A 23,134-nucleotide genomic window follows, 5' to 3' on the forward strand; every position below is an offset into this window, starting at 1 on the left:
AGTCGCCGGTATGACAATCTCACTGCAGTACTGCAACATCACCGTGAATGACGTCGATGAGGCCATCGCCTTCTACAGTGGCGCGCTCGGCCTGCAGGTGCGAAGCGATGTGCCTTCGGGCAAGTACCGCTGGGTCACCCTGGGCAGCGACGCGCAGCCGGGGCTCGAGATCGTGCTCTCCGAACCCCACGCCGGACGCTCGCCGGCCGACGGCGACGCGATGCAGGAGCTGCTCACCAAGGGCGTGCTGCCGATGCTCGTGTTCCGCTCCGACGACGTCGACGCGACCTTCGAGACCCTGCGTGCGTCGGGCGCCGAGGTGCTGCAGGAACCGATCGACCAGCCCTGGGGCCCGCGCGACTGCGCCTTCCGCGACCCGTCGGGCAACACCGTGCGCATCGCGCAGGCACCGGCCGACTAGGCGTCGTGCTGTCGGCGAGACCCTAGGCGTCGGCGGGCGGCGAGGACGGAACCCGGCGGTCGGCGAGGGCCGCCTGGTGCAGCGGCTCCAGCGCGGAGTCGAGGGCCGCTTCGAGCGGCCAGGCCGACCGCATCGGCTGGCTGAGCACGAGCCCGCCCTGGATGGCGGCGAGGATCACCACGGCAATGCGCTGGGGATCGACCTCCCGGTCGATCTGGCCGGCGGCCTGCATCTTTGTCACGCCCGCCGCCAGCAGGTCCCGCCAGTCAGACATGCTGGCGCCCAGGAATGCCTCCAGGTCGGGATCGGTCATGGCGGCCTGCGTGGCCAGCGACCCGATCGGGCACGCCCAGCGGCCCAGGCCCAGGTAGTACTCCACCAGGGCGGCACGCCACTGGTTCCAGGACTCCCAGGTGCTCAGGTCGTGGACGAAAGGCTCCTGGGCCTCGAGAAGCTGCTGACCCTCCCAGGTCGCGACCTCGCGCACGAGCTCGGTCTTGCCGCCGGGAAAGTAGTGGAAGAGCTGGCTCTTACTGGTGAGCGTGGCCGCACGCACGGTGTCGAGAGTGGTGCCGCCGATCCCCGCGGCGAGGATCTGCTCGCCGGTGGCCTCGATGATCCGCTGCCGGGTGGCCCGGCCGCGGGCGGTGATCTTCTTTTCCTCCATCCTCCGATCGTAGCTTATTGGACCGCTTGGTCCACACTGTGGTACGAATGGACCATGAAGTCCAATAGTGAAGAACTCCAGTCCCTCTCCCCCGACACTCGCCTGGCGGGACGCACCGCCGTCGTCACCGGCTCCACCAGCGGAATCGGTGAGGCCATCGCCCGCGTGCTCGCCGCATCCGGTGCCGAGGTCGTGGTGAGCGGCCGCGATGCCGGCCGCGCCCAGACCGTCGTCGACACCATCATCGCCGCCGGCGGCCGCGCGCATGCCGTCGTGGGCGACCTCGGCGGCTCCTACGCCGACATCCGCAGCTTCGCCACCGAGGCGACGACCGCACTCGGCGGGCACGTCGACATCCTCGTCAACAATGCGGGCATCTACCCCGCTACGGCCACTGCGGCGCTGACGGATGCCGACCTCGACGCGGTTCTGGCCACCAACATCCGCGCTCCGCACGTACTTGTCGCCGAACTCGCGCCGGCGATGGCCGAACGCGGCAGCGGCTCGATCGTGAACGTGGGCTCGTGGATGTCGCGGGTGGGCGTGCCCTTCGGCGCCATCTACACGGCATCGAAGGCCGCGGTCGAGCAGATGACCCGCACGTGGTCGGCCGAGTTCGGACCGAGCGGCGTGAACGTGAACACCGTGGCGCCCGGCGCGACGAGCACGCCGGGCAACGCCGACAGCGCCGCGGTGCTCGAGGTAATGACCGCGAGCACTGCGGCCGGCCGGCCGGTGCGCCCCGTGGACATCGCCTTCGCGGTGCGCTACCTGGTCTCCGACGACGCCGCGTTCGTGCACGGCACCGTGCTCGACGTCGACGGCGGCATCGTCAAAACCCGGCTCGGCTGAGGCTCGCGATGACTGACGCTGCATCGACAGGGACCGCGCCCTTCGGGGCCGAGTCGACCGCGCTCGAGATCGTGGAGGGGATCAACCTGGCCGGTAGGTCCGCTCTCGTCACCGGGGCGAGCTCCGGCATCGGGGTGGAGACCGCCCGGGCGCTGGCCGCCACCGGTGCGAGCGTGACTCTCGCCGTTCGGGACCTCGCGGCCGGCGCCCGCACGGCCGCGGACATCCGTGCGACGACCGGCAACGACGCGGTGCGGGTGGTCAACCTCGACTTGGCCGACCTCGGCTCGGTGCGAGAATTGGCCGCGGGCTGGGCGGGGCCGCTGCACATCCTGGTGAACAACGCGGGAATCATGCACACCCCCGAGCTGCGCACCCCGGCCGGTTGGGAGATGCAGTTCGCCGTGAACCACCTGGGCCACTTCGCGCTCGCGTCGGCGCTGCATCCGGCCCTGGCCGCGGCCGGCGACGCTCGGATCGTGGCGGTGAGTTCGAGCGGGCACGGGTCCAGCGGCATCCGGTTCGACGACCTGTTCTTCGAGCGGGATGCCTACGACTCCGGCCTCGCGTACGGCCAGTCGAAGACCGCGAACGTGCTGTTCGCGCTCGAGGCCACCCGGCGGTGGGCGGACGACGCCATTACAGCGGCCGCCCTGATGCCCGGAGGCATCTGGACGAACCTGCAGCGGCACTGGGATCCGGAGGTGCTGGCCGGGATGAAGCGCCGATATCCGGGGAAGAGCCCGGCGCAGGGGGCCGCGACCTCGGTGTTCGTGGCGACCCGGGCGACGCTCGGCGTGGGGACGCCCGGGTACTACGAGGACTGCCACCCGGCCCAGGTGGTGCCGGAGATCGTCGACGGCATCCACGGGGTGCTGCCACACGCGCTCGATCCGGAGGCCGCTCGCCGGCTCTGGGAGGTCTCGGCCGAGCTGGTCGCCTCGGCCTGACGGCTCACGGGGTCTCGACAGGCTCGACCAACGACGGGGGCACGACCCGCAAACCGGCTCACGGGGTCTCGACAGGCTCGACCAGCGTGGGGGCACGGCCCGCGTGGAGTCGCGACCAGTGCGGTGGTCGAGCTTGTCGAGACCTGGCGACCGCACGCGGGATCGCGACCAGAACGGTGGTCGAGCTTGTCGAGACCTGGCGACCGCACGCGGGATCGCGACCAGAACGGCGGTCGAGCCTGTCGAGACCCGGCGACCATACGCAGGATCCCGACCGGTGCGGTGGTCGAGCCCGACGACGCGGTGCTGATCCTGTCGAACTAAGCCCGGCGACCGGGTGCGGCTAGGCGACCGACCAGCCTCCGTCGCTGGCGAGCACCTGGCCATTCACGTTCACTCCGTCGTCGCTGAGCAGGAACGTGATCGACGCGGCGAGCGCATCCGCCTCGACCGCATCGGGCAGCAGGGCCATGCCCGCCCGCACCCGCTCTGCACCGAGCGGCGACGCAAAGGTGGCCTCGATGTTGGTGATGGTGGGGCCGGGCGCCACCGCGTTCACCCGGATGCCGCTGGGCCCGTACATATACGCGCTGCTCTTGGTCAGCCCCACGACCGCGTGCTTGGACGCCGTGTAGGCAACCCCAGCCGCTGAACCGCGGAGCGCCGCCTCCGAGGCCACGTTGACGATCGACCCCGCCTGACGCTCGAGCATCCCGGGCACCACGGCGCGCATGAGCTTCATCGTGCCGTCCACGTTGATCGCGAAGACCCGCTTCCACACGGCGTCGGACACCTCGTGCACCGGGGTCATGTCGTCCATGATGCCGGCCACGTTCGCGAGGGCATCGATGCGCTCCCCGGCCGCGGCGAGCACACCGGCGATGGCGTCGTCGTCGGTGATGTTCGCCACCACCGGCACGACGTCGGCACCGGCGTGCTCGACGACGAAGTCATCGAGCCGCTCCTGGGAGATGTCGACCGCGATCACCCGGCCACCCTCCCGAGCGACCCGGGAGGCGGTGGCCCGGCCGATGCCGGAACCGGCCCCGGTGACGATCACGGTCTGGCCGGTGAACCGTCCGGCGCTGACCCGTTCCACCCACTCCGGGCGCTCAACCACGGGCGTGCCGGCAGATGCAGGCGCGTCCGTTGCGGCCGCCGGCGCATCCGCTGAACCGGCGGAGCCGGGCACCTCGCCGGCCGCGACGCGGCGCACGAGGTCGTCGATCAGCTCGGGCGGGAACTGTCCCTTGCTGAGCTTGACCAGGCGTTTGATCGCGAGGCGCCGCACCGGGCGCAGCACGTCGGCGCTCTGGCCGGCCTGGGCGAGGAGGTCCCGCAGGATCGGACCGCCGATCGGGTCATCGAGCCAGGATCCCACTGAGGAGTCGGCGGTGAGGGTGTTCTGAGTCATGCGCGGGGTTCCTTCTCTGGTCGTTGATCGGCTCCGCGGGAGGCGCGTTCTCGATCCGGACAACGCTGTCCGGATGTAACCTACCTCGGTGACATCAAAAACCAAAGCGAATCGTGGACCGAGCGCCGGGCCCGAGAACCGGCGCGCGCTCCTGGCCGCGGCCCGGGAGGTCTTCGCGACCGAGGGGTTCTCGGCGCCCCTCAGCGCGATCGCGCGCCGGGCCGGCGTGGGCCAGGGCAGCCTCTACCGGCATTTTCCCGACCGCACCACACTGGCGATCGCCATCTTCGACGAGAACCTCGCCGACCTCGAGGCGTTCGTGGACCGCCCGGAGAGCACCCTCGACGGGCTGCTCGACCGGGTGATCGAACAGGCGCTGGCGTCGACGGCGCTCATCGACCTGGTCTCCGCCAACCCGCACGACCCGCATACGGCGCACCTGGCCGAGCGGCTCGACGCCGTGGTGAGCCGGCTACTCACCCGCGAGCAGGCGGCCGGCCGGCTCGGTGAGCACGTCACCCCGCCAGATGTGATCCTGGCCGTCTCCATGCTCGCCGGAGTGCTGGCCCGCAGCGACCCCGCGGACCGCCCCGACGTGGCCCGTCGCGCCTGGGCCCTCTTCCACGCGGCCTTCGCGCCCGGCTGAGCAGCATCTTCTAGCCGGACCATTCCGGTCAGGCCCTCCCAGCGCAACCGGCGGCCCTGGGGTTGCGCACCCGGCTTGGCCTGCCTACGGTTCCGGCATGACCGACACTCCCGCGACCGCGGTACTGCTGATCGTGCTACCGCTTGCCTTCAACGCCGCATTCGCGGGGCTGGCCGCGACCTTCGACTACCCGGACATCCTGCGGCGGCCCACCGAGGAGGTCCTTGCCCGGTTCCACCGTGGCGGTTCACGACTGGTGCTGCTCTGGTGGACCTTCGCCCTCACCGCCGTGCTTTTCGAGCCACTGGCCGTTCTGCTGCCCAGCGCCCTGCCCGGCGCCGATCCCACCCTGCTCGCGCTCGGTTCGTTCGTCGGGGTGGTGGCCGGACTGGTGCAGTTCCTCGGCCTCATCCGCTGGCCGTTCCTGGTGCCCTACCTCGCCCGGGTGAGCACCGATCCGGATGCGACGCCCGCGCGACGAGAGACCGTCGACATCGTCTTCCAGGCCTTCAACCGCTACCTGGGCGTGGCGGTCGGCGAACACCTCGGTCTGCTCTTCACGGGCGCCTGGAGCATTCTGGTGGGCACCGCCTGCACCCAGACATCGGTACTGCCGTCGTGGCTCGGCATCGTGGGGATCGTGGCCGGCGCCGTACTCGTCCTGTGCTCGCTCGAGTTCGTGGGGGCGTTCGAGCTCGCCGGGTGGACGTTGGCCGCCCGGCTCACGCCGATCACGTACATCGTGTGGTCGCTCTGGCTGGTGGCGACCGGCGTGTTCCTGCTGCTATGACGGGCACCACGGAGATGGGTTGCGGGGCATACTGGCCGCACGTGCCCCGACGCAGCGGGCCAATCGGGAGGGACCAACGTGAGCTTCTGGATTTGCGCAACGTGCGGCGTCGAGCACGCCGAAAACACGGGAGTGTGCGCCATCTGCGCCGACGAACGACAGTGGGTGCCGGCGGCCGGCCAGCAGTGGACGACCCTGTACGACCTGCACGAGGCCGGCGCCCAGGCCAGGCTGCTCGACCTCGAGCCCGATCTGTTCGGCATCGAAAGCACCCCCGCCGTGGGCATCGGCCAGCAGGCCAAACTGCTCTGCACGCCCTCCGGCACGGTGCTCTGGGACCCGATCGGGTTCGTCGACAACGACATCGCCACCCAGGTGCTCGAGCACGGGCCGGTGCGGGCGGTCGTGGCGAGCCACCCGCACATGTTCGGCGTTCAGGTGGAGTGGAGCCGGGCTCTCGGGCATCCGCCGGTGCTCGTGGCCGAAGCCGACCTGGCCTGGGTGGCCCGGCGTGACCCGGTGATCCAGCCCTGGTCCAGCGAGGTGCACCTGCTGCCGGGCGTGACGCTCGTACAGGTGGGCGGGCATTTCCCCGGCAGCGCCGTCATCCACTGGGCAACCGGCGCCGGCGGCCGGGGCGTGCTGCTCAGCGGCGACACCGTGTTCGCCAACCCCGACCGCAGCTCGGTGAGTTTCATGCGCAGCTACCCCAACCGGCTGCCCCTCTCGGGCCCGGTCGTGGAGCGCATCGCGCGCACGATGGAGCGATTCGAGTTCGACCGGCTGTACGGCAACTTCGACAACGTGATTGCGGCGGATGCCCGCGCGATCGTGCGCCGATCGGCCGACCGGCATTGGGACTGGGTGCGCGGCGACTTCGACCACCTGACCTGAGACAGCGCTCGGCGGCGCCGGCGGCCGGGCCAGGCAGCCGGGCCAGGGAGTCGACTCACGTGGTCGCCGGAGGCAGGTCTGGCGGTTCGGGCAGGATGCGCAAGCCCGCAGGCGTGTTGGCCACCTGCACGAGTTCGTCGATCCAGGCCCGGTTGAGGCTGGGCTCGCGCTTGCCGGAGAACTCGAAGTCGAGCGGCACCGCCGGGTTCAGCCAGATCGAGCTGTGCCCGCTGCCGGAATCCTTCGACTTCTCCCAGGAGAACGCGAAGCTCTCCCCGCGGCGCAGCTTGGCCACGATCACGACCTTGAGGTGAGCCAATGTGCGGTCGTCGATGTCCACCGAGATCGCCGGCGACCCGTAGATGAACTTACCCATCGGAATCCTCACTCGTGCTCACTGGTCGTACCGGCCGCGGTCCTCGCCCTGGTCAATCTCCTCGACGGCCCGGTTGAAATCCTTGGCGCGTATCTCGGCCTCGGCCTCCCCCTCAGCCGACGGCTCCTCGACCGCCAGCACCCGGCTGGCCGGGAAGACCGGCAACGGAAACAGCTCGAGTTCCCCCGCGAGGGACTCTTCCGCCACATCCGCCACATCGAGCTCGGTTGCGGGTCCGAGCACCAGCGTGTGTGTCCGGGTGGTGCCGTCCGGCTCCTGCACCAGGATGTTGACGGCCACGCTTGCATCGCCACTGGAGTGCTCCGTGACATAGTCCAGCAACGCCTGGGCCACATCGTCACCGGTGAGGATGGAACCGCCCGCATAGCTGATGCGCTTCATGGCACTGACGATAGCCGCGCGAGGGCGTCTTGGGAATGACCCGCGGTCAGGAGGCCGATTCGACGGCGAGGGCACGCTCCGCGGCCGACCCCTCGGGCAACACGAGGTCGAAGTGAGCCTCACCCACGCGAACGGTGACCACCACGGCAGCCAGGTATTTCGGATGCGGCGCTACGGTGACCCGGTCGATCGCACCGAGTGGAATGGTGCTGTGGGAACGGGACAGGTCGGGTGCGTTTCCGCGCACCAGCCAGGCCTTTCGTCCGAGGATGTGCAACTCGCCCTCGGTGCGGCAGAGCACGGCACCGTGCAGGGTCATCGGGTAGAGGGCGTGCACGGCCCGGGTGAGTACGCCGCCGCGCGGGATGAGCGCTGCACGCCCGTGGGCGGCCAGCAGGCTCGCACCGAAGTGGTGGCGCACCAGGTCGAAGTATGAGGTGACCAGGCCCACGTCCTGCTTGCCGAGGTCGAGCAGGTCGAGCGCCGGCGGCGCGACCGTTGCGGGCAGGGTCGCAGCCGCGGCGGCTCTCGGGGCCGCGCGGGTCAGCTCGCCCAGCACGTCGATGAGCCGGGTGATCACCTCCTGGGACGACCCGTTGTAGGGCACGGCGAGCGTGTCGCCCGTGCGCGTGAGGATGCTCAGCCGGCCGTCGACGAGGTCGACGGTGTCGGTGATCGCCACGATGTCGGCGTAGCCCAGGGAGCGTTCGGTGAAGCTGCTGCCCGTGCGGCTGAGCACGGTGAACGCGGCCGGGGCCACGATGATGAGGTGGTCGTAGAGGTCCATCGTGGGCAGCGCGTCGCGGCGGCTGATGTTGCGGGGCACCTTGAGCACGAGTCGACTGGCGGCGAAGTCGACCGGGTAATCCCGGTAGAGGCCCGGCACCTCGGCAACGTTCCGCACCTGGTCCACCCAGGGGCCGAACGCGTCGAACTCCGCCGATCGGGTCATATCCGTCGCACTCACTGGCTGCCTTCTGCGAGCCCGCTCCGGTGCGCGCCCGCCCACGGCCGCTGTGCCGCTGATGCTCAGAGTAGACCGTGCGAGCGGCGCGACCGGACCGGCTGTAATGGCGATGCATCCGCCGCGGAGTGCCGACGTAGCCATCTTCGACACTGTTAGCACGATCGGGGGCACTCGCGGCTGCGCCGCGCCGGGCGCGTTGCAGCCGAGTGCACAGGGCTATCCCCAGGTTATCCACACGACATTCCACAGCCTGTGAGTAGTCAGGGAGCGGGTTTCCACACCCTGTGCACAGGCTTATCCACAGGTGCGAACACGAATGCACATTCGAAACTTCGCTCGCTTGCGTCCGGTGCGGCCTAGAGCCTCGAAGGGATGCGGGCTACACTCCCCCGCATGCAGACCCAACATTATGAAATCACGGTGCACGCACCGGCCGAGGTGGTGTGGGAAACGATGCTGGACGATGCGACGTACCGCCTCTGGGCGGGCGCGTTCCAACCCGGCTCCTACTTCGAGGGATCCTGGCTGCAGGGCAGCGAGATCCTCTTCCTAGGTGACAACGACGACGGCACGGCGAGCGGCATGGTGGGGGTGATCGCCGAACACCGCCCGCACGAGTTCGTCTCGATCGAGTACCGCGGGCAGATCATGAACGGGATCGAGGACACCACGAGCGATGATGCGCGGGCCATCGCCGGCACACACGAGAATTACACCTTCACCGAGGCCGACGGGGTCACCACAGTTCTGGTGGACATCGACGTGGACGACCAGTACGCCGAGATGTTTGCCGAGATGTGGCCCCGTGCCCTCATCGCACTCCGGGACCTCTCCGAGGCCGAAGCGCACACCCGCGGGCAGCATCCGGCCGACCAGGAAGACTGAGGAAAGACTCGAGCCCTGGGCCTGGGGATAACCCGGCGCTGGGGATACACTCACGCCGTGCAGAGTCAGCAGTTCTCGATCCAGGTGCGCGCATCGGCCGCAGTGGTCTGGCAGACCATGTTCGACGACACGACCTACCGTCAGTGGACGAGCGTGTTCAACCCGGATTCCTACTTCGAGGGTGATTGGTTGCCCGGCAGCGAGATCCGGTTCCTGGGCAGTAACCCTGATGGCGCACACGGCGGCCTGACCGGGATGTTCGGTGTGATCACCGAGAACCGCCCCTATGAATTCGTCCTGATCGAGTACCAAGGCCAGATCGTCAACGACATCGACGACACCACCAGCCGTGAGGCGCGACAGCTGATCGGAGCTCGGGAGTCCTATTCGCTCGACGAGGCCGATGGATTCACGACCGTCACCGTCGATGTGGACACGGCCGATACCTATGCGGAACTCTTCGGCGAGCTGTGGCCACAGGGACTGGCCAAGCTCAAGGAATTGGCCGAGACCAGGGCTGCGGAGGCGGCGAGCGCGACAGGCGTCCAGTCGGATCAGGCGTGACCCGCCCTGGCCCCGGCAACCGCGCGGCGCTAGTCTTCCCTCATGCACACCGTGCGCACATCCCTCACGATTGACGTCTCCTGATCATCCACCGCCGCGAACGCATCCGCCTGTTCGCCCGCTCCACACCGTCGACCGCGAACTGACCGACCATGGCACTGCCGGTCCTCGCCACCAAACTGTTCGTTCCGACCGTGCGACCGCACGCCGTCTCCCGCCCGCGGCTCATCGAGAAGCTGCACGACGGGCGTCGCTTGGGCCGCAAGCTGACGCTGGTGTCGGCCCCGGCCGGGTTCGGCAAGACTTCGGTACTCAGCGAGTGGATAGCCGACGCCCGGCGGCGGGATCCCCTGCTGGGAGTCGCCTGGATCTCGCTCGACGAGGCCGACAACGACCCGGCCCGGTTCCTCGGTTACCTGGTCAGCGCCCTGCAGGCAGCCGACCCCGCGCTCGACCTGGGGGCCGCGGCGGGCCAGCCGGGGTCGGTCGACCAGACCCTCACGGCCCTCATCAATGCCCTCGCCGCGAGCGCTACCCCGATCATCCTGGTGCTCGACGATTTCCAGGCCATCGAGGCGCAACCGGTCCGTGAAGCCGTCGCGTTCCTGCTCGACCACCAGCCGCACACGCTGCACCTCGCCCTGGCCAGCCGGTCGGACCCGCTCCTCCCGGTGGCCCGGCTGCGCGCCGGCGGTCAGCTCACCGAGATGCGGGCAGCCGACCTGCGCTTCACCCCGGCCGAGGCGGCCGCTTTTCTCAACGAGATGATGGGGCTGAACCTGTCCGCCACGGATGTCGCGGTGCTCGACGCCCGCACGGAGGGATGGATCGCCGGGCTCCAGTTGGCCGCCCTGTCACTGCGGGAGCGCGACGACGTGTCGGGCTTCATCTCCGGCTTCGCCGGCAGCAACCGGTTCGTCCTCGACTATCTCGTGGAGGAGGTGCTGCAGCGCCAACCCGCGCCCGTGCGCGACTTCCTACTGCGGACCTCCATCCTGGACGGGCTGAACGGTGCGCTCTGCGACGCCGTCACCGGACTCACCGGCGGCAGCGAGATGCTGGCCGCCCTTGAGCGGGACAACCTGTTCGTGTTTCCGCTGGATGACCAGCGGCAGTGGTACCGCTACCACCACCTGTTCGCCGATGTGCTCCGGGCCCGGCTGGCCGGCCAGGATCCCGGCCCGCAGATTCTGCACACCCACGCGAGCGAGTGGTACGAACGCAACGACCTCATCGAGGACGCCGTGACGCACGCGCTGGCCGCTGACGACGTCGAGCGGGCGGCCCGGCTGATCGAGCTCGCCGTTCCGGCCGTGCGGCTGAGCCGGCACGACGCCACCCTGCTGCGCTGGCTGGCGCTGTTGCCGGCGCCCATCATCCGTCGCCGGCCCGTGCTGGGCGTCTATCACGCGTGGTCCTCGCTCGTCGCCGGCGATGTGGAGGCCGTTGAGCCCCGGCTGGCCGCCGCGGAAAGCGCCCTTGCCGCCAGCGACGAGTTGGGTGGGCCGGCGCACGACTCAGCGCCCAGCGAGGAGCTGCACACCCTGCCCGTGACGATTGCCGTGTACCGAGCCGCGGTGGCGCAGGCCCGCGGCGACCTCGACGGCATGAGAACCCACGCGCAACGGGCCTTGGATCTCACCGAACCCGGCGACCATCTGGGCCGGGGTGCGGCGGCCGGGTTCCTCGGGCTCGCCGCGTGGGCCACCGGCGACCTCGACGCCGGGGTGCGGGCGTTCGGCGAGGTCCGAACCAGCCTGCGGCGGGCCGGCAACCTGGCGGATGCGCTCAGCACGACCATCCCCACCGCCGACATGCTCCTGGGCCAGGGCCGGCTGCGGGATGCCCAGCGGTTCTATGAGGAAGCGCTCGGGGAGGCGCTCCGGCTGAGCATCGCGGAGGGCGCTCCCCCGCAATCCACCGGCGACCTGGAGGTGGGGCTCAGCGAGATCCTGCGGGAGCAGAACGACCTGCCCTCCGCCCAGGCCCACCTGGCCGCGAGCGAGGCGCTGGGCGAACAGGCGCATTCGCACGAGAACCGGTACCGCTGGTTCGTGTCGATGGCACGCATCCGGCAGGCGGAGGGAGAACCCGAGGCCGCGCTCGAGCTGCTCGGCACGGCGGAGCAGCACTACCGACGCGGGTTCCTGCCGGAACTGCGCCCGATCGACGCGCAGGCGGCCCGAGTCTGGATCGGTCAGGGACGCCTGGGCGAGGCCGCGGCGTGGGCGACCGGGCGGGGCCTGTCGAGCACGGATGCCCCGGCCTACCTGCGCGAATTCGAGCACCTCACCCTGGCCCGGCTACTGATCGCCGAGCACCGGGCCGACCCCGGCATCGGCCGGCTCCGCGAGGCGCTGCACCTGCTGGGCCGGCTGCTCGCGACCGCCGAAACCGGGCGCCGCTGGGGCAGCGTGACCGAGATCCAGCTGCTGCAGGCGCTCGCGCACGCGGCGAACGGCGACACCGCCCGGGCGCTCGAGCCCCTGGAGCGGGCCCTCCTCCGGGCGGAGCCGGAGGGGTACCGCCGGCTGTTCCTCGACGAGGGCGAACCGCTGGCGGCACTACTGCGGAACGCCTCCGCCGCGGGCATCGCTCCCGCGGCCGTCCAACGTCTGAGCGACGCCATCCCGCCGGGCGAGGGCGCGCTGCCGGCGGGTGGGAGCGCGGCGCCGGTGGGCGGGCTCGCCGAGCCGCTGAGCGAGCGCGAACGGCAGGTGCTGCGGCTGCTGGCCAGCGAACTGAGCGGCCCCGACATCGCCCGGGAGCTCTACATCTCGCTGAACACCCTGCGTACCCACACCCGGCACATCTTCGGCAAGCTCGAGGTGAACAGCCGCCCCGCTGCCGTGCGCCGGGCGGAGGCGCTGGGCCTGCTCTAGCGCGGGCATTCGCCCTGGCCTCGCGTAGCGATCCGCGCAGCCATCCGCACAGCAGCCATCCGCGCAATCACCACGTCGATCACCATGCCGGGTGATGCCGCGTCACCAGGTGTCTCCGTAGATTCCAGTCATCCTCAGGTTGCCGCCTGGGGACGACCGAATCACCAATCAAGGAGAACCGCCATGAGCGCCACCCGTTCCGCACCCACCTCTTCAGCCCCAGCCCGTGCCACCATCACCCCGTCCGGCCTCACCCGCGCCGCCGGCGCATCCGCCGCCCTGGCCGGGATCTTCTACATCGTCATCCAATTCATCCATCCCCGTGACGTCATCGCCTCGATCACCACCCCGATGTGGCTGGTCGTGCACCTGCTCAGTCTGAGCATGGCCGTCCTCGCGCTCACCGGGCTGGCGGGCCTGTACCTCAGCCAGGTGCGCCGGCTCGGGGTACTCGGCCTGATCGGCTACCTCATGTTCAGTCTCTTCTTCATCCTGCAGTCGGCCTTCAACTTCGCCGAGGCGCTCATCGCGCCCCTGCTCACGGATGCCGCGCCCCAGTTCGCCACGGACTTCGTCGGCCTGTTCGGCCGATACGCCAGCACGACCGACCTCGGCCCGCTGGCCCTGGTGGTTCCCGTGGGCAGCGCCCTCTATATCGTCGGCGCCCTCGTGTTCGGAATCGCGCTCCTCCGCGCCCGGGTCCTGTCCCGCGGAGCGAGCATCCTGCTCATCGTCGCGGCCGTACTGACGCCCGTGGCCGGCCTGCTTCCGCACACCGTCGAACGGATGGCCGCGATTCCGATGGGTCTGGCGCTGATCTGGCTCGGCTACTCGCTGTGGTCGACCCAGCGCCGGGCGGCGCAGCAGCCCACCGATGGTGCCGAGGGCACTGCCGGCACCGAGCGAGGCATCCGTCGTGCCACCCAGACTCGCTGACCCGCACCGCTTCGAGATCCGCATCCAGGGACAGCTGGATGCGGGCTGGAGCGACTGGTTCGACGGCTTCGAGCTGACCGATTGCCGCGACGGAACCACCATCCTGACCGGTACGGTCACCGACCAGGCCGCCCTGCACGGGATCCTGCGGCGCATCGGCGACGTGGGACTCACCCTCCTCTCGGTCAATCCGACGCCGACCCGGCCCTAGGAGCTGACACAGATGAACGACACACAGATCACCCAAACGCCCCCAAGCCAGCACTCGCGCTCCCGCTTTTCGTGGCTGGTGCCCGCCGGGCTGATTCTGCTCAGCCTCATCCCGGTGCTCGCCGGCGCCGCGCGACTCGGCGAACTGACCGGCGGAGCCGTGCCGACCGCGCACAACGCCCGGTTCCTCGACTCCCCGGTTCCGGTGCTGGCGCATATCGTCGGCGCCACGATCTTCAGCCTGATCGGAGCGTTCCAGTTCGTGCCGGCCCTGCGCCGCGGCCGCGCCGGCTGGCACCGGGTCGCGGGCCGCATCCTCCTGCTCCCGGCCGGGCTGCTCGCGGCCCTCTCCGGCATGTGGATGGCGGCGTTCTACCCGCACCCGCCCGGCGACGGCCTGGCCATGTCGCTGCTTCGCCTGTTCTTCGGGGCCGCGATGGTGGCCAGTCTCGCCCTGGGAATCCGCGCGATCTCGCGCCGCGACCTCGTCGGCCACGGCAGCTGGATGACCCGGGCCTACGCGATCGGGGTGGCCGCCGGCACCCAGGCGCTCCTGCTCATCCCCGGAGCCATGCTGTTCGGGCCCACCGACGAGCCCTCCCGAACGGTGATCATGGGTCTCGCCTGGCTGCTGAATCTGGCGGTGGCCGAAGGGATCATCCATCGCCGCGCACGGCACTCCCCCCGGTGGCCCCGGCCGGTTCGGTGACGGCAGTCCCGTTCCGTCAGTGGGCGTCGCCGGACCGGGCGGCCTCGTGAGCAGTTCGGTCGGGCGGTCGAGTCCGGCCGACACCCCTCGCGAGCCGGGGCGCAACGACGAGCAAGAGCACGAGAGCGATGACCGCTCCGACGAGGAAGCCGAGCTGCGGATCGGCCACGTCGACCACGGTGCCGACCACAATCGCGGCCCCCGCCGCACCCGCATTGACGGCGGTGTTGATCCAGCTGGAGGCCTCGGTGCGCACCTCGGCCGCCGTCAGCTCGTCGGCGCTGAGGTAACCGGTGATCAGCGCGGGCGCCAGGAAGAAGCCGACCAGGGCGAGCACGGCGGCGAGGGCGAGCAGCCCGGACAGCAACGCGAGGGCCGCGCACAGCACGGTCATCGTCGCGCCGGTGACCTGCAGCCGCACCCCGAGGGAGGCCCGCCAGACGCGTTGCCCCTAGACCAGCCCGCCGATCGCACTGCCCGCGGCGAAGGCGGCCAGCAGCATCCCCGCCACCTGCACCGAGCCCGCCCGCTCGGCCACGGCCGGGGCGGCCACCTCGACGGTGCCGAGCACGCATCCCACCGCTAGCAGGGCCACCAGCACCAGGGCGAAGCCGGGCTGCCGCAGCGGACGCAGCACCGGCGGCGCCGGGGCGCGGCGGGCGCCGCGCTGCCGGGAGGCCGCACCCCCGGTCATACCCAGGGTGCCAAGCACCGCGATGCCGCCCGTCACGAGGATCGCTGTCGCGGGGCTCGTCAGTGCGATGATCGCCGCGGCGATCAGGGGCCCGGTGGTGAACAGCACCTCCTCGCACACGGCGTCGATGCTGTAGGCGCGGGTGCGCTGCGGGCCCGGAGCGGTGAGCGACCCCCAGATCACCCGCATGGCGGCGCCGAGCGGCGGCGGGAAGAGGCCGGTGAGGGCGGCGATGCCGACCACGAGCCCGACGGGTGTGTCGGGCCGGGTCGTCGCCCACGCAAGCGCGCCGAGGCCGAGCGCGAACAGGATGCTCATGGTGCCCAGCGCCATCCGCTGCCCGACCCGGTCGACGATCCGGGCGCGGTAGGGCGAGGCGATCACGTTCGCCAGCCCGAACGCCCCCGTGGCGGCGCCCGCCGCGGCGAAGGAGCCGGTGCTGGTCTGCACACTGTAGAGCAGGGCGAGTGTCACCATGGCGAGCGACAGGCGCCCCAGCAGGGCGGGCAGGAAGACCCGGAGGGCTCCCGGTGTGCGGAGCGCCTGCAGGTAGCCGGCGATCACTCCGCGCCGGGATCGGAGGAGGGCGGGGCTTCGGAGGCCGGGGCAGCGAGGGCCGGGGCGACCGGGAAGAGGGCCACCGTGGCGGCGACCCGCACGGCACCGGGCGTGCCGGCGGCCACCGCCTCGTCGTGCAGGAGCCGGCCCAGCTCACGCCCCAGGTCGCGCACGCGGTGCCACGCCTCGGCGGGCAACAGCACCTCGGCGTCGGTGAAGACGATCGGCGCGCCCGGTTCGTAGCGGGCGCTCCGCTGCACCAACTCGGCCGATAGGGCAGCCATCAACGCCCGGTGTTCGTCCGCGTCCCCGCCGGCGAGGGCCTCGCCCGACGATGGATCGTGCCGGTAGCGCTTGGCAACCCCGCCCCGCACCCGGGCCTCCTCGACCAGCTGCACGAGGCCCGCCTGCGCCAACCGGCGCAGGTGGTAGCTCACGTTCGCCTGGCTCTCGCCGAGCACCCGGGCGGCCTCGGCGGCGCTCAGGCTCTCGGCAGTGAGCAGGGAGAGGAGCTTGAGCCGGAGCGGATGGGCCACCACGCGCAGACCCTCGAGGTCGTGGGGAGTGGGCATGGGTTCAGGCTAGACATCCGTTCGCCTACTGTCAAACAACCCTTTTGGGGTGCGCGGGCGCAGGTGGGGCGGCGTAGCGGGCTCAGAGCAGCCCCGTCAGCGCCGCCCACTGCAGCAGGATGACGGTCTTACCGTCGACGATCCGACCATCGGCCACCATGAGCAGGGCGTCGTCGGCCGGGATCTCGAGCACCTCGATGTCCTCGCCCTCCTCGGCCAGGCCGCCGCCCGGCGTCACCCGATCGGCAGGTCCGTAGGCGGCCACGTAGAAGTGCACCCGCTCGGTGACCGAACCCGGGCTCATATAGAGGTCGAAGACGTGCCGCAGTTCCCGCACGTCGACGCCGAGCTCCTCGCTCGCCTCGCGGCGGATCGCCACCTCCGGGGCATCGTCGTCGAGCAGCCCGGCGGCGGTCTCGATGAGTATGCCGTCGGGGTGGCCGTTGACGTAGGCGGGGTAGCGGAACTGGCGCGTGAGCAACACCGTGCGACGCACCGGGTCGTAGAGCAGGATGGTGGCGCCGTTGCCGCGGTCGTAGGTCTCGCGCTGCTCCCTCACCATGCGGCCGTCGCGGCGGCGGTAGTCGAACGTGGTGCGGCGCAGCACGTGCCAGCCATCGCTGGTCACCTCGACCTGGCGCACCGTGACGTCGGGATTGCCGCACAGCCCGGCCGCGGTCAGGTGCAGTCCGGTGCGGCCGCGCCTGTCGGGCCGGTCCATGCCAGGCCGATCCATGCCGGGCCGATCAGTGGGGGTGCTGCCGACTGCGGGGGTCACGGCTGCGGCAGGGGCGCGCCGACGCCGGGCACCTCGTCCAGGCTCGTGTACACGGGGATGCCCAGACGGCGGGCGATGACCACATCCTGGTCGGCCCCCTGGGACTCGCCGGGGAGCCTCAGCACACCGTCGCACCGTTCGAGCAGGCGCTCGGCGGTGGGGTACATGACGTCGGCGGCCAACGGATGCGCGACATCCGTCACCCCGGCGCTGGCGAGCACGGGCAGCGCCACCCACTCGCCGATCATCGGCAGGTGGCCGGCGCGGAAGATCGGCCAGGCCGCCTCCTCGAGCCGGTCGAGGTTCCGGCGCAGGAGCACGGGGTCGTCGCCCGTGCCCGATCGGTAGGGGCCAGCGATGAGGATCATGAGGGATGCGGTCATGGCCGCTAGAGTAATACAACGTGCACAAACATGCACAAATCGGAAGGAACGCGTAATGCTGGCAGCGGAACGACAGGCCCTCCTCCTCGCTCGACTGGCCCGCGACGGCAAGGTGGTGGCCAAGGAGATCGCGGCCGAGCTCGGCCTGTCCGACGACAGCGTGCGCCGCGACCTGCGCGAACTCGCGGCCGCCGGCCTCTGCCAGCGCGTCTACGGCGGGGCGCTGCCGGTGTCGGCGGCACTCGCGCAGTACGCGGACCGCACCCTCGTGCAGCCGGCCAGCAAGGACCGGGTCGCCGCGCGCGCGGCCCAGCTGATCACACCGGGCAGCACCGTCATCCTCGACGGCGGCACGACAACCCTCGCGGTGGTGCACGCGCTCCCGGCCGATCTGGTCTGCACCGTCATCACCCACAGCCCCACCATCGCCGCCGCCTTGGTGCCGCACGCGGGTGTGGAGGTCTACGTGATCGGCGGGCGCCTGTTCAAGCACTCGGCGGTCGCCTGCGGAGCCGCCGCGGTCGAGGCCGCGCAGGCGGTGTCGGCCGACCTGTTCCTGCTCGGCGTCACGGGCGTGCACGCCACCGCGGGGCTCACCACCGGGGACGTCGAGGAGGCCGCGATGAAGCGGGCCCTGGCCGGGCGGGCCGCCGACACCTATGTTCTGGCGAGCGCGGAGAAGATCGGCGCGGCCTCCCCCTACCGGGTGCTGCCGCTCGGCGAGGTCGCGGGCATCGTCACCGACACCGCCGCGGACCACCCGGCGCTGGTCGACCTACGCGACGCCGGCGTCGCCATCCTCCCTGCTTGACTGCCTTCTCCCGCCCGCGCCGTTCCCACTCGCACTGTTCCGGCCCGCGCTGTCCCCACCTGTGACGCGGGGCGGGGCGCGGCGGCGGCTACTCGCGCAGACCGAAGCGGGCATGGATGGGTGCGGTCCAGCGCGGCGACCACCAGAGCACACGCTCGAGCGAGGTCATCACCGCCGGCACCAGCACGATGCGTACCAGTGTCGCATCCAGTAGCACCGCCACCGCCAGGGCCGTGCCGATCTGCTTCATCTGCATGAGCTCACCCGTGGCGAAGCCCGCGAAGACCAGCACGATGATCAACGCCGCCGAGGTGATGATGCGCCCCGAACTCTGCAGGCCGGTCTCGATCGCCTTCCGGGTGCTCTCACCCCTGTCGTGGTGTTCCTTGATGCGCGCCAGGAGGAACATCTCGTAGTCCATCGCCAGGCCGAACCCGAAGGTGAGCACGAGCGTGAGCACGAGAGCGTCGACGCCGGAGATGCTGTCGGGGTCGAAATTGAGCACCCCCGACAGGTTGCCCTCCTGGAAGCCCCAGACCAGCACCCCGGCCGCCGCCCCCAGCGAGATGGCGCTGATCACCAGGGCAGTGAGGGGGATGACGGCCGACCCGGTCATGAGGAACAGCAACACGAAGGTGGCCACGGCGATGATGAGCACCGCCCAGGGCGCCCCCTGCGCGAGGGAATCGAGGTAGTCGACGGCCTGCGCATCGGCCCCGCCGACCCAGCTCTCGAAATCCGGCGGGTCGGCCCGAATCTCCCGCACCACCTCCATGCCCTGGTGGGTCTCCACGTTCACCCGGGACACCCAGTAGCCGTTCTGGTCGACCGGCGGCGAGACATCCGTCACCCCGGGCAGGGCCGCGACGTCGTCGGCCCACCCGGCCGCAGCCGCCTGTTCGGCGCTCGACACCAGTTGCACCCGCGGCGCGGTGGCGAGCGGGAACTCCTCCGAGAGGGTGGTGAGGAAGTCGTACTGGGTGGACGACGGCGGGATGGCGTCGTCGGCGCTGTTCGACACCGTCATCGACAGCACCGGGCTGCCGAGCAGCAGCAGCACGGCGGTGGCGGCCAGCGCGATGAGCAGCGGCGCCCGCTGCACGCCGCGGGCCAGCCGGGAGAACACGCCCTCCTCGGGGGCGATGTCGCCGAACCGGGTGAGCCAGCGGCCCAGGCCCGGGATTCGAGTGAGCAGGCCGGGTTGCAGGAGCCGGTCGCCCAGGTAGCCGAGCAGGGCCGGCACCAGGACCAGCGCGGTGAGGATGGCGATGAGCACCACGCAGATGGCGCCGATCGCGATGGCCCGGATGATGGACGGTTCGAACACGAGCAAGCCTGCCGTGGCAATGGCAAAGGTCAACCCCGAGTAGAGCACCGTGCGCCCGGCCGTGTTCACCGTGCCGCCCACCGCCTGGAGCATGAGTTCGTGCCGGCTGTGCCGGTGGTGCGGCAGGGTCAACAGCTCGCCGGTGGCCAGCTCGGTTGCCTCGGCGACCGGCGGGCCCGGCCGCCCCGCCGGGGCGCCCGGACCCTCGCCACCCACCCGGGCCCGGAACTCCTCGCGGAACCGGCTAACCATGAGCAGTCCGTAGTCGATCGAGAGGCCCAGCCCGATCACGGTGATCACGTTCATCACCGTGATGCCGATGTCCATCACGAAGGTGAAGGCGTAGAGCATCCCGAGCGCCCCGATGATCGACGCGATGGCGCCCACCAGCGGGATGCCGGCGGCCAGGAAGCCGCCGAAGATCACCAGCATCACCAGCAGCGCGATGGGCAGGGCGATCAGTTCCCCCTTTTGCAGGTCGGACTCGGCCACGGCGACGAGCGACTCGACCACGAGGGGTGCCCCGCCCACCTCCACCTGGGCCTCCGGGTCGAGCTGGCTGACCTCGTCGGCCGCCACGTCGAGCCGGCTTTCCACCGAGGTGAGCAGCGAGTCGCTGACGGTGCCGTCGGTGGCCTCCATCTCCGCGGTGAGGAGCAGGCCCTTGCCGTCGGCGGAGAGTAGCGGCGCGGCCGCCGGGTTCGGTGTGCCGTCGGGCAGCGGCGGGATGGCGAGCGGGTTGATCACCTGGGTCACCCCGTCGACCTGCTGCAGCCGCAGCGTGGCCGAGTCGAGGATGGCCGCCAAGTCGGGCGAGCTGAGATCGGTGGGGTGCGCGAGCAGCGACAGCGACTCGGTCTGCTGTCCGGATGGGCCGGCGAGGCGGTCGGCAGCGTCCTGCGCCTCGCCCTGCACCGAGGGCCCGGCGCTGGACAGGCGCTGGAACAGGCTGTCCCCGGTGACCCCGAACAGGGCCGTGGCCGCGCAGGCGGCGAGCGCCACCGCCCAGCAGAGCACCGAGATCAGTCGGTGACGGGCAACGCTCACGCCCAATTTACGCAACATGTCGGGTCATCCCTCGGTGTCCCTCGGCATTCCTTGGCCTTCCTCGGCTTGTGAACGCGCATCCCCGCATACCCGCTGACGGTCGTACCGCGGCCAAACTACTCCCGTCGCTACGCTCCCGCCCGGCATCGGGTCGACCGGGCTACCCTGCTGCACATGACCGCCGTCAGCAAACCCATCCCGCTCGAGCAGTTCTTCGCGGGGCGCGATCCGCTGGCCCGCCCCCTCTTCGACGCCGTGCGTTCGGCCATCCTCCGGATCGGGCCGACCGAGATGCGCGTCACCAAGAGCCAGGTGGCGTTCCGCCGCAACCGGTCATTCGCCTGGACCTGGTTGCCCGGTCAGTACCTTTCCGGCGCGGTCGCCCCGCTCGTGCTCACCATCGACCTGGACCGGTTCGACACATCACCGCGCTGGAAGGAAGTGGTGGAACCTACCCTCAACCACTTCATGCACCACCTCGAGCTGCGCCGGATGTCGGACCTCGAACCGGCCGTGCTGGACTGCCTGCGGGAGGCCTGGTCCAAGGCCGGCTGACCCGCATTTTCAGGGTGCGGAGGCGCCGGGGTTCACCAGGAGGAAGTCAGTGAGTTGCACCCACCCGGCCGAGGCTGGATACGTCACGGTGTCGGCAGAGACACGGGCGCTCCCCACCCCGATGCCGAACATCGACATGCCACTCTCGCTGGGGCTGCACGCAGCCACGAAGTGGCCGTCGGGGCCGGAGAGCAGCAGACAGACGCCGTCATCCGTGTCCGCATCAGAGTAGGACGCCACGAAGTAGTCCACGTGATCGAGCGTTCCCACGAGCCGGCTCGAGTCCAGATCGATATCGAGGTCTTCGGTGTCCACGGGCCAGGCATCCTCCGCCTCCCGAGGAGTGCCCAGCACGGCACCTATATGGGGATTGGCAGTGCCTGCGGCACATCCCGAGAGTGCCACGGCCACTCCGACGACCAGCAGCCCCGCCACCCAGGCCGGTCCGGTCTTCGTCCTGCGTTGCATGAGAGCCCCCGCTCGTCGCCACCCGTGGTCGTGGCCGAAATCTAGCAGGACTCGGGCGGCAGCCGCCGTTTGTGAGGACATCGGTCGAAAAAGAGGACGTTTTGGCCAATTCCGTCCTTCTAAAATCACTTTCTCCTCTTAACGCGGTGCGGCACAAGAGAAGGGGCCGCACAGTGTGCGGCCCCTTCTCTTTAATCGCGTGCGACTAGATCTGTACCTCGCCGCGCCAGCCGTCGTTCTGGTTGGCCGGGTTCTCGACGAACTCCTTGAAGTTCTTGAGGTCCTTCTTGATCACGTGGTCGTCCACACCGAAGACGGCGCCGACCTTCTCCAGGAAGCCCTCCGCCTCCCAGTCGAGCTGCACGGTGACCTTGGACGTCGTGTCGCTGAGCTTGTGGAAGGTGACAACACCGGCGTGGTTCTCCTCGCCGGAGGTGCTGTTCCAGGCCACCCGCTCGTCGGGGTGCTGCTCGGTGATCACGGCGTCGAACTCACGTTCTGCTCCGGCGATCTTCACCACCCAGTGCGTGTGCGTGTCGTCGATCTGCTTGATCGACTGCACGAAGTCCAGGAAGTGCGGGAACGACTCGAACTGGGTCCACTGGTTGTACGCGGTGCGTACGGGAACGTCGACGTCGATGGTCTCGATTACTTGGGTCATCGTCTTCCTCTGTCCTCTTCGTGCGGCGGGTGAGCGCCGCAGGGTAGATTCCGCGATGTCACGGTCTCAGCCATTGGGTACGCAGTTGTTGGAATCACAGTTGCTGCGTTCATAGTTGTGACGGTCGAACGAGGCGATTCGTCACGTTGACCGGCGGAATTGGTCCGAAAGCGGTGTATTGCTTACGCCGTGGCCTTGCCGGTCGGCCTGGTGGAGTCCTTGGCCGTGGGCTTGCGGGGCTTCCGGTCCTCCGCGCTGACCATCCAGATGTACTGCTCGAGCTTCAGGATGAAGCCGTTCAGAATGTCCGCGCTGGCCGGGTCCGCCTCGTCGACGGCCTCGTGAATCTCGCGGATGTTGTCGACGGTTGCGGTCAGCATCGCCGTGACCAAGGTCACGGTTTCGGTGGTGTCCACCTCGCCGGCGGGGAACTTGGCCAGGTGGGTGGTCTTGGTGACCGTCTCGGTGCGTCCGTCGGGCAGGGCGTCGAGCGCGCGCATCCGCTCGGCCAGCTCATCGGTGAAGATGCGGGCGTCGTCGATGATCTCGTCGAGCTGCAGGTGCAGGTCACGGAAGTTCGTGCCCACGACGCTCCAGTGCGCCTGCTTGCCCTGAATGTGAAGCTCGATCAAGTCGACGAGCACGGACTGGAGGTTGCTGCCGAGCTCTGCGGATGCCTTCATGGGATTCCCTTCATCACCAGCGGGAACGGTGG

General features: G+C 70.1%; 28 protein-coding genes. 14 read left to right on the forward strand and 14 right to left on the reverse strand.

The window, feature by feature from the left end; genetic code table 11:
• Positions 1-10: 10 nt before the first annotated feature.
• Positions 11-421: a VOC family protein gene (locus PA27867_RS18620; RefSeq protein ID WP_066598539.1), complete on the forward strand. Its 411-nt coding sequence runs from the start codon at positions 11-13 to the stop codon at positions 419-421.
• Positions 422-443: 22 nt separating this feature from the next.
• Here PA27867_RS18620 and PA27867_RS18625 read toward each other — a convergent pair whose 3' ends face one another.
• A complete protein-coding gene (locus PA27867_RS18625) occupies positions 444-1,088 on the reverse strand; it encodes a TetR/AcrR family transcriptional regulator (RefSeq protein ID WP_066598540.1) in 645 nt (214 codons plus the stop codon).
• Between the two features lie 54 nt (positions 1,089-1,142).
• On the opposite strand from PA27867_RS18625, the gene PA27867_RS18630 reads away from it, so the two are divergent.
• Together PA27867_RS18630 and PA27867_RS18635 are read left to right on the forward strand one after the other, a co-directional pair.
• Complete coding sequence (locus PA27867_RS18630; RefSeq protein WP_066598541.1) at positions 1,143-1,940, forward strand: SDR family NAD(P)-dependent oxidoreductase; 798 nt, start codon at positions 1,143-1,145, stop codon at positions 1,938-1,940.
• 8 nt (positions 1,941-1,948) lie between these two features.
• Complete coding sequence (locus tag PA27867_RS18635; RefSeq protein ID WP_066598542.1) at positions 1,949-2,890, forward strand: SDR family NAD(P)-dependent oxidoreductase; 942 nt, start codon at positions 1,949-1,951, stop codon at positions 2,888-2,890.
• A 343-nt stretch (positions 2,891-3,233) separates the two neighbouring features.
• Here PA27867_RS18635 and PA27867_RS18640 read toward each other — a convergent pair whose 3' ends face one another.
• Entirely contained in the window at positions 3,234-4,304 is a 1,071-nt protein-coding gene (locus tag PA27867_RS18640) for an SDR family NAD(P)-dependent oxidoreductase (RefSeq protein ID WP_066598543.1), read from the reverse strand.
• A gap of 88 nt (positions 4,305-4,392) precedes the next feature.
• On the opposite strand from PA27867_RS18640, the gene PA27867_RS21310 reads away from it, so the two are divergent.
• The 3 genes from PA27867_RS21310 to PA27867_RS18655 all read left to right on the forward strand — a co-directional run bounded on the left by PA27867_RS21310 (position 4,393) and on the right by PA27867_RS18655 (position 6,634).
• Positions 4,393-4,950 (forward strand): TetR/AcrR family transcriptional regulator, encoded by a 558-nt coding sequence (locus PA27867_RS21310; RefSeq protein ID WP_066598544.1) that lies wholly within the window; start codon positions 4,393-4,395, stop codon positions 4,948-4,950.
• 97 nt (positions 4,951-5,047) lie between these two features.
• Positions 5,048-5,740: a DUF4386 domain-containing protein gene (locus tag PA27867_RS18650; RefSeq protein ID WP_066598545.1), complete on the forward strand. Its 693-nt coding sequence runs from the start codon at positions 5,048-5,050 to the stop codon at positions 5,738-5,740.
• A gap of 78 nt (positions 5,741-5,818) precedes the next feature.
• Complete coding sequence (locus PA27867_RS18655) at positions 5,819-6,634, forward strand: MBL fold metallo-hydrolase (RefSeq protein ID WP_066598546.1); 816 nt, start codon at positions 5,819-5,821, stop codon at positions 6,632-6,634.
• 55 nt (positions 6,635-6,689) lie between these two features.
• On the opposite strand, the gene PA27867_RS18660 is transcribed toward PA27867_RS18655, so the two are convergent.
• From PA27867_RS18660 to PA27867_RS18670, 3 genes are read right to left on the reverse strand one after another with little or no spacing between them, the layout of a single operon-like run.
• Complete coding sequence (locus tag PA27867_RS18660; RefSeq protein WP_066598547.1) at positions 6,690-7,010, reverse strand: ATP-dependent DNA ligase; 321 nt, start codon at positions 7,008-7,010, stop codon at positions 6,690-6,692.
• Between the two features lie 18 nt (positions 7,011-7,028).
• A complete protein-coding gene (locus tag PA27867_RS18665; protein WP_066598548.1) occupies positions 7,029-7,412 on the reverse strand; it encodes a hypothetical protein in 384 nt (127 codons plus the stop codon).
• Between the two features lie 46 nt (positions 7,413-7,458).
• A complete protein-coding gene (locus tag PA27867_RS18670; RefSeq protein ID WP_066598549.1) occupies positions 7,459-8,364 on the reverse strand; it encodes a hypothetical protein in 906 nt (301 codons plus the stop codon).
• A gap of 408 nt (positions 8,365-8,772) precedes the next feature.
• Here PA27867_RS18670 and PA27867_RS18675 point away from each other — a divergent pair, with 408 nt between their 5' ends.
• From PA27867_RS18675 to PA27867_RS18700, 6 genes are all read left to right on the forward strand, one after another.
• Entirely contained in the window at positions 8,773-9,264 is a 492-nt protein-coding gene (locus tag PA27867_RS18675) for an SRPBCC family protein (RefSeq protein WP_066598550.1), read from the forward strand.
• 57 nt (positions 9,265-9,321) lie between these two features.
• Positions 9,322-9,828: an SRPBCC family protein gene (locus PA27867_RS18680; protein ID WP_066598551.1), complete on the forward strand. Its 507-nt coding sequence runs from the start codon at positions 9,322-9,324 to the stop codon at positions 9,826-9,828.
• A gap of 152 nt (positions 9,829-9,980) precedes the next feature.
• Positions 9,981-12,710, forward strand: a complete 2,730-nt coding sequence (locus PA27867_RS18685; RefSeq protein WP_066598552.1) for a LuxR C-terminal-related transcriptional regulator — start codon at positions 9,981-9,983, stop codon at positions 12,708-12,710.
• A gap of 183 nt (positions 12,711-12,893) precedes the next feature.
• Positions 12,894-13,646: a hypothetical protein gene (locus tag PA27867_RS18690; protein ID WP_084021313.1), complete on the forward strand. Its 753-nt coding sequence runs from the start codon at positions 12,894-12,896 to the stop codon at positions 13,644-13,646.
• Positions 13,627-13,857, forward strand: a complete 231-nt coding sequence (locus PA27867_RS18695; protein WP_066598553.1) for a hypothetical protein — start codon at positions 13,627-13,629, stop codon at positions 13,855-13,857. Before PA27867_RS18690 ends, PA27867_RS18695 begins: the two co-directional genes overlap by 20 nt.
• A 12-nt stretch (positions 13,858-13,869) precedes the next feature.
• Complete coding sequence (locus PA27867_RS18700; RefSeq protein ID WP_066598554.1) at positions 13,870-14,565, forward strand: DUF2306 domain-containing protein; 696 nt, start codon at positions 13,870-13,872, stop codon at positions 14,563-14,565.
• Between the two features lie 16 nt (positions 14,566-14,581).
• Here PA27867_RS18700 and PA27867_RS18705 read toward each other — a convergent pair whose 3' ends face one another.
• The 5 genes from PA27867_RS18705 to PA27867_RS18725 all read right to left on the reverse strand — a co-directional run bounded on the left by PA27867_RS18705 (position 14,582) and on the right by PA27867_RS18725 (position 17,550).
• Complete coding sequence (locus PA27867_RS18705; protein ID WP_157109298.1) at positions 14,582-14,959, reverse strand: MFS transporter; 378 nt, start codon at positions 14,957-14,959, stop codon at positions 14,582-14,584.
• 57 nt (positions 14,960-15,016) lie between these two features.
• A complete protein-coding gene (locus PA27867_RS18710; RefSeq protein WP_066598556.1) occupies positions 15,017-15,823 on the reverse strand; it encodes an MFS transporter in 807 nt (268 codons plus the stop codon).
• Entirely contained in the window at positions 15,820-16,389 is a 570-nt protein-coding gene (locus PA27867_RS18715; RefSeq protein WP_066598557.1) for a helix-turn-helix domain-containing protein, read from the reverse strand. Before PA27867_RS18715 ends, PA27867_RS18710 begins: the two co-directional genes overlap by 4 nt.
• Positions 16,390-16,471: 82 nt before the next feature.
• A complete protein-coding gene (locus PA27867_RS18720; RefSeq protein WP_335582772.1) occupies positions 16,472-17,110 on the reverse strand; it encodes an NUDIX domain-containing protein in 639 nt (212 codons plus the stop codon).
• A gap of 53 nt (positions 17,111-17,163) precedes the next feature.
• Positions 17,164-17,550, reverse strand: coding sequence for a DUF4406 domain-containing protein (locus tag PA27867_RS18725; protein WP_236900766.1), 387 nt, complete (start codon positions 17,548-17,550; stop codon positions 17,164-17,166).
• A 55-nt stretch (positions 17,551-17,605) separates the two neighbouring features.
• On the opposite strand from PA27867_RS18725, the gene PA27867_RS18730 reads away from it, so the two are divergent.
• Positions 17,606-18,361, forward strand: a complete 756-nt coding sequence (locus tag PA27867_RS18730) for a DeoR/GlpR family DNA-binding transcription regulator (protein WP_066598559.1) — start codon at positions 17,606-17,608, stop codon at positions 18,359-18,361.
• 88 nt (positions 18,362-18,449) lie between these two features.
• Here the strand turns inward: PA27867_RS18730 and PA27867_RS18735 are convergent, their stop codons facing one another.
• Positions 18,450-20,753 carry an MMPL family transporter gene (locus PA27867_RS18735; RefSeq protein ID WP_066598560.1) on the reverse strand — a complete coding sequence of 768 codons (2,304 nt, stop codon included), beginning with the start codon at positions 20,751-20,753 and terminating at the stop codon, positions 18,450-18,452.
• Positions 20,754-20,909: 156 nt separating this feature from the next.
• Here PA27867_RS18735 and PA27867_RS18740 point away from each other — a divergent pair, with 156 nt between their 5' ends.
• Positions 20,910-21,290, forward strand: a complete 381-nt coding sequence (locus PA27867_RS18740) for a DUF5655 domain-containing protein (RefSeq protein ID WP_066598561.1) — start codon at positions 20,910-20,912, stop codon at positions 21,288-21,290.
• Positions 21,291-21,299: 9 nt separating this feature from the next.
• On the opposite strand, the gene PA27867_RS18745 is transcribed toward PA27867_RS18740, so the two are convergent.
• The 3 genes from PA27867_RS18745 to PA27867_RS18755 all read right to left on the reverse strand — a co-directional run bounded on the left by PA27867_RS18745 (position 21,300) and on the right by PA27867_RS18755 (position 23,102).
• Positions 21,300-21,758, reverse strand: a complete 459-nt coding sequence (locus tag PA27867_RS18745; protein WP_157109299.1) for a hypothetical protein — start codon at positions 21,756-21,758, stop codon at positions 21,300-21,302.
• Positions 21,759-21,963: 205 nt separating this feature from the next.
• Positions 21,964-22,419, reverse strand: a complete 456-nt coding sequence (locus tag PA27867_RS18750) for an SRPBCC family protein (RefSeq protein ID WP_066598563.1) — start codon at positions 22,417-22,419, stop codon at positions 21,964-21,966.
• A gap of 182 nt (positions 22,420-22,601) precedes the next feature.
• Positions 22,602-23,102 carry a Dps family protein gene (locus tag PA27867_RS18755; RefSeq protein ID WP_066598564.1) on the reverse strand — a complete coding sequence of 167 codons (501 nt, stop codon included), beginning with the start codon at positions 23,100-23,102 and terminating at the stop codon, positions 22,602-22,604.
• Between the last annotated feature and the right edge of the window lie 32 nt (positions 23,103-23,134).

The organism is Cryobacterium arcticum, assembly GCF_001679725.1.
Classification (GTDB): domain Bacteria; phylum Actinomycetota; class Actinomycetes; order Actinomycetales; family Microbacteriaceae; genus Cryobacterium; species Cryobacterium arcticum_A.

What these genes read in the sequence shown, in the direction of transcription:
- PA27867_RS18620 (WP_066598539.1), top strand. Translation starts at nt 11, where the DNA reads ATGACAATCTCACTGCAGTACTGCAACATCACCGTGAATGACGTCGAT.
- PA27867_RS18625 (WP_066598540.1), bottom strand. Translation starts at nt 1,088, where the DNA reads ATGGAGGAAAAGAAGATCACCGCCCGCGGCCGGGCCACCCGGCAGCGG.
- PA27867_RS18630 (WP_066598541.1), top strand. Translation starts at nt 1,143, where the DNA reads ATGAAGTCCAATAGTGAAGAACTCCAGTCCCTCTCCCCCGACACTCGC.
- PA27867_RS18635 (WP_066598542.1), top strand. Translation starts at nt 1,949, where the DNA reads ATGACTGACGCTGCATCGACAGGGACCGCGCCCTTCGGGGCCGAGTCG.
- PA27867_RS18640 (WP_066598543.1), bottom strand. Translation starts at nt 4,304, where the DNA reads ATGACTCAGAACACCCTCACCGCCGACTCCTCAGTGGGATCCTGGCTC.
- PA27867_RS18650 (WP_066598545.1), top strand. Translation starts at nt 5,048, where the DNA reads ATGACCGACACTCCCGCGACCGCGGTACTGCTGATCGTGCTACCGCTT.
- PA27867_RS18660 (WP_066598547.1), bottom strand. Translation starts at nt 7,010, where the DNA reads ATGGGTAAGTTCATCTACGGGTCGCCGGCGATCTCGGTGGACATCGAC.
- PA27867_RS18665 (WP_066598548.1), bottom strand. Translation starts at nt 7,412, where the DNA reads ATGAAGCGCATCAGCTATGCGGGCGGTTCCATCCTCACCGGTGACGAT.
- PA27867_RS18670 (WP_066598549.1), bottom strand. Translation starts at nt 8,364, where the DNA reads ATGACCCGATCGGCGGAGTTCGACGCGTTCGGCCCCTGGGTGGACCAG.
- PA27867_RS18675 (WP_066598550.1), top strand. Translation starts at nt 8,773, where the DNA reads ATGCAGACCCAACATTATGAAATCACGGTGCACGCACCGGCCGAGGTG.
- PA27867_RS18685 (WP_066598552.1), top strand. Translation starts at nt 9,981, where the DNA reads ATGGCACTGCCGGTCCTCGCCACCAAACTGTTCGTTCCGACCGTGCGA.
- PA27867_RS18690 (WP_084021313.1), top strand. Translation starts at nt 12,894, where the DNA reads ATGAGCGCCACCCGTTCCGCACCCACCTCTTCAGCCCCAGCCCGTGCC.
- PA27867_RS18700 (WP_066598554.1), top strand. Translation starts at nt 13,870, where the DNA reads ATGAACGACACACAGATCACCCAAACGCCCCCAAGCCAGCACTCGCGC.
- PA27867_RS18705 (WP_157109298.1), bottom strand. Translation starts at nt 14,959, where the DNA reads ATGACCGTGCTGTGCGCGGCCCTCGCGTTGCTGTCCGGGCTGCTCGCC.
- PA27867_RS18715 (WP_066598557.1), bottom strand. Translation starts at nt 16,389, where the DNA reads ATGCCCACTCCCCACGACCTCGAGGGTCTGCGCGTGGTGGCCCATCCG.
- PA27867_RS18720 (WP_335582772.1), bottom strand. Translation starts at nt 17,110, where the DNA reads ATGGACCGGCCCGACAGGCGCGGCCGCACCGGACTGCACCTGACCGCG.
- PA27867_RS18725 (WP_236900766.1), bottom strand. Translation starts at nt 17,550, where the DNA reads ATGACCGCATCCCTCATGATCCTCATCGCTGGCCCCTACCGATCGGGC.
- PA27867_RS18730 (WP_066598559.1), top strand. Translation starts at nt 17,606, where the DNA reads ATGCTGGCAGCGGAACGACAGGCCCTCCTCCTCGCTCGACTGGCCCGC.
- PA27867_RS18735 (WP_066598560.1), bottom strand. Translation starts at nt 20,753, where the DNA reads ATGTTGCGTAAATTGGGCGTGAGCGTTGCCCGTCACCGACTGATCTCG.
- PA27867_RS18740 (WP_066598561.1), top strand. Translation starts at nt 20,910, where the DNA reads ATGACCGCCGTCAGCAAACCCATCCCGCTCGAGCAGTTCTTCGCGGGG.
- PA27867_RS18745 (WP_157109299.1), bottom strand. Translation starts at nt 21,758, where the DNA reads ATGCAACGCAGGACGAAGACCGGACCGGCCTGGGTGGCGGGGCTGCTG.
- PA27867_RS18750 (WP_066598563.1), bottom strand. Translation starts at nt 22,419, where the DNA reads ATGACCCAAGTAATCGAGACCATCGACGTCGACGTTCCCGTACGCACC.
- PA27867_RS18755 (WP_066598564.1), bottom strand. Translation starts at nt 23,102, where the DNA reads ATGAAGGCATCCGCAGAGCTCGGCAGCAACCTCCAGTCCGTGCTCGTC.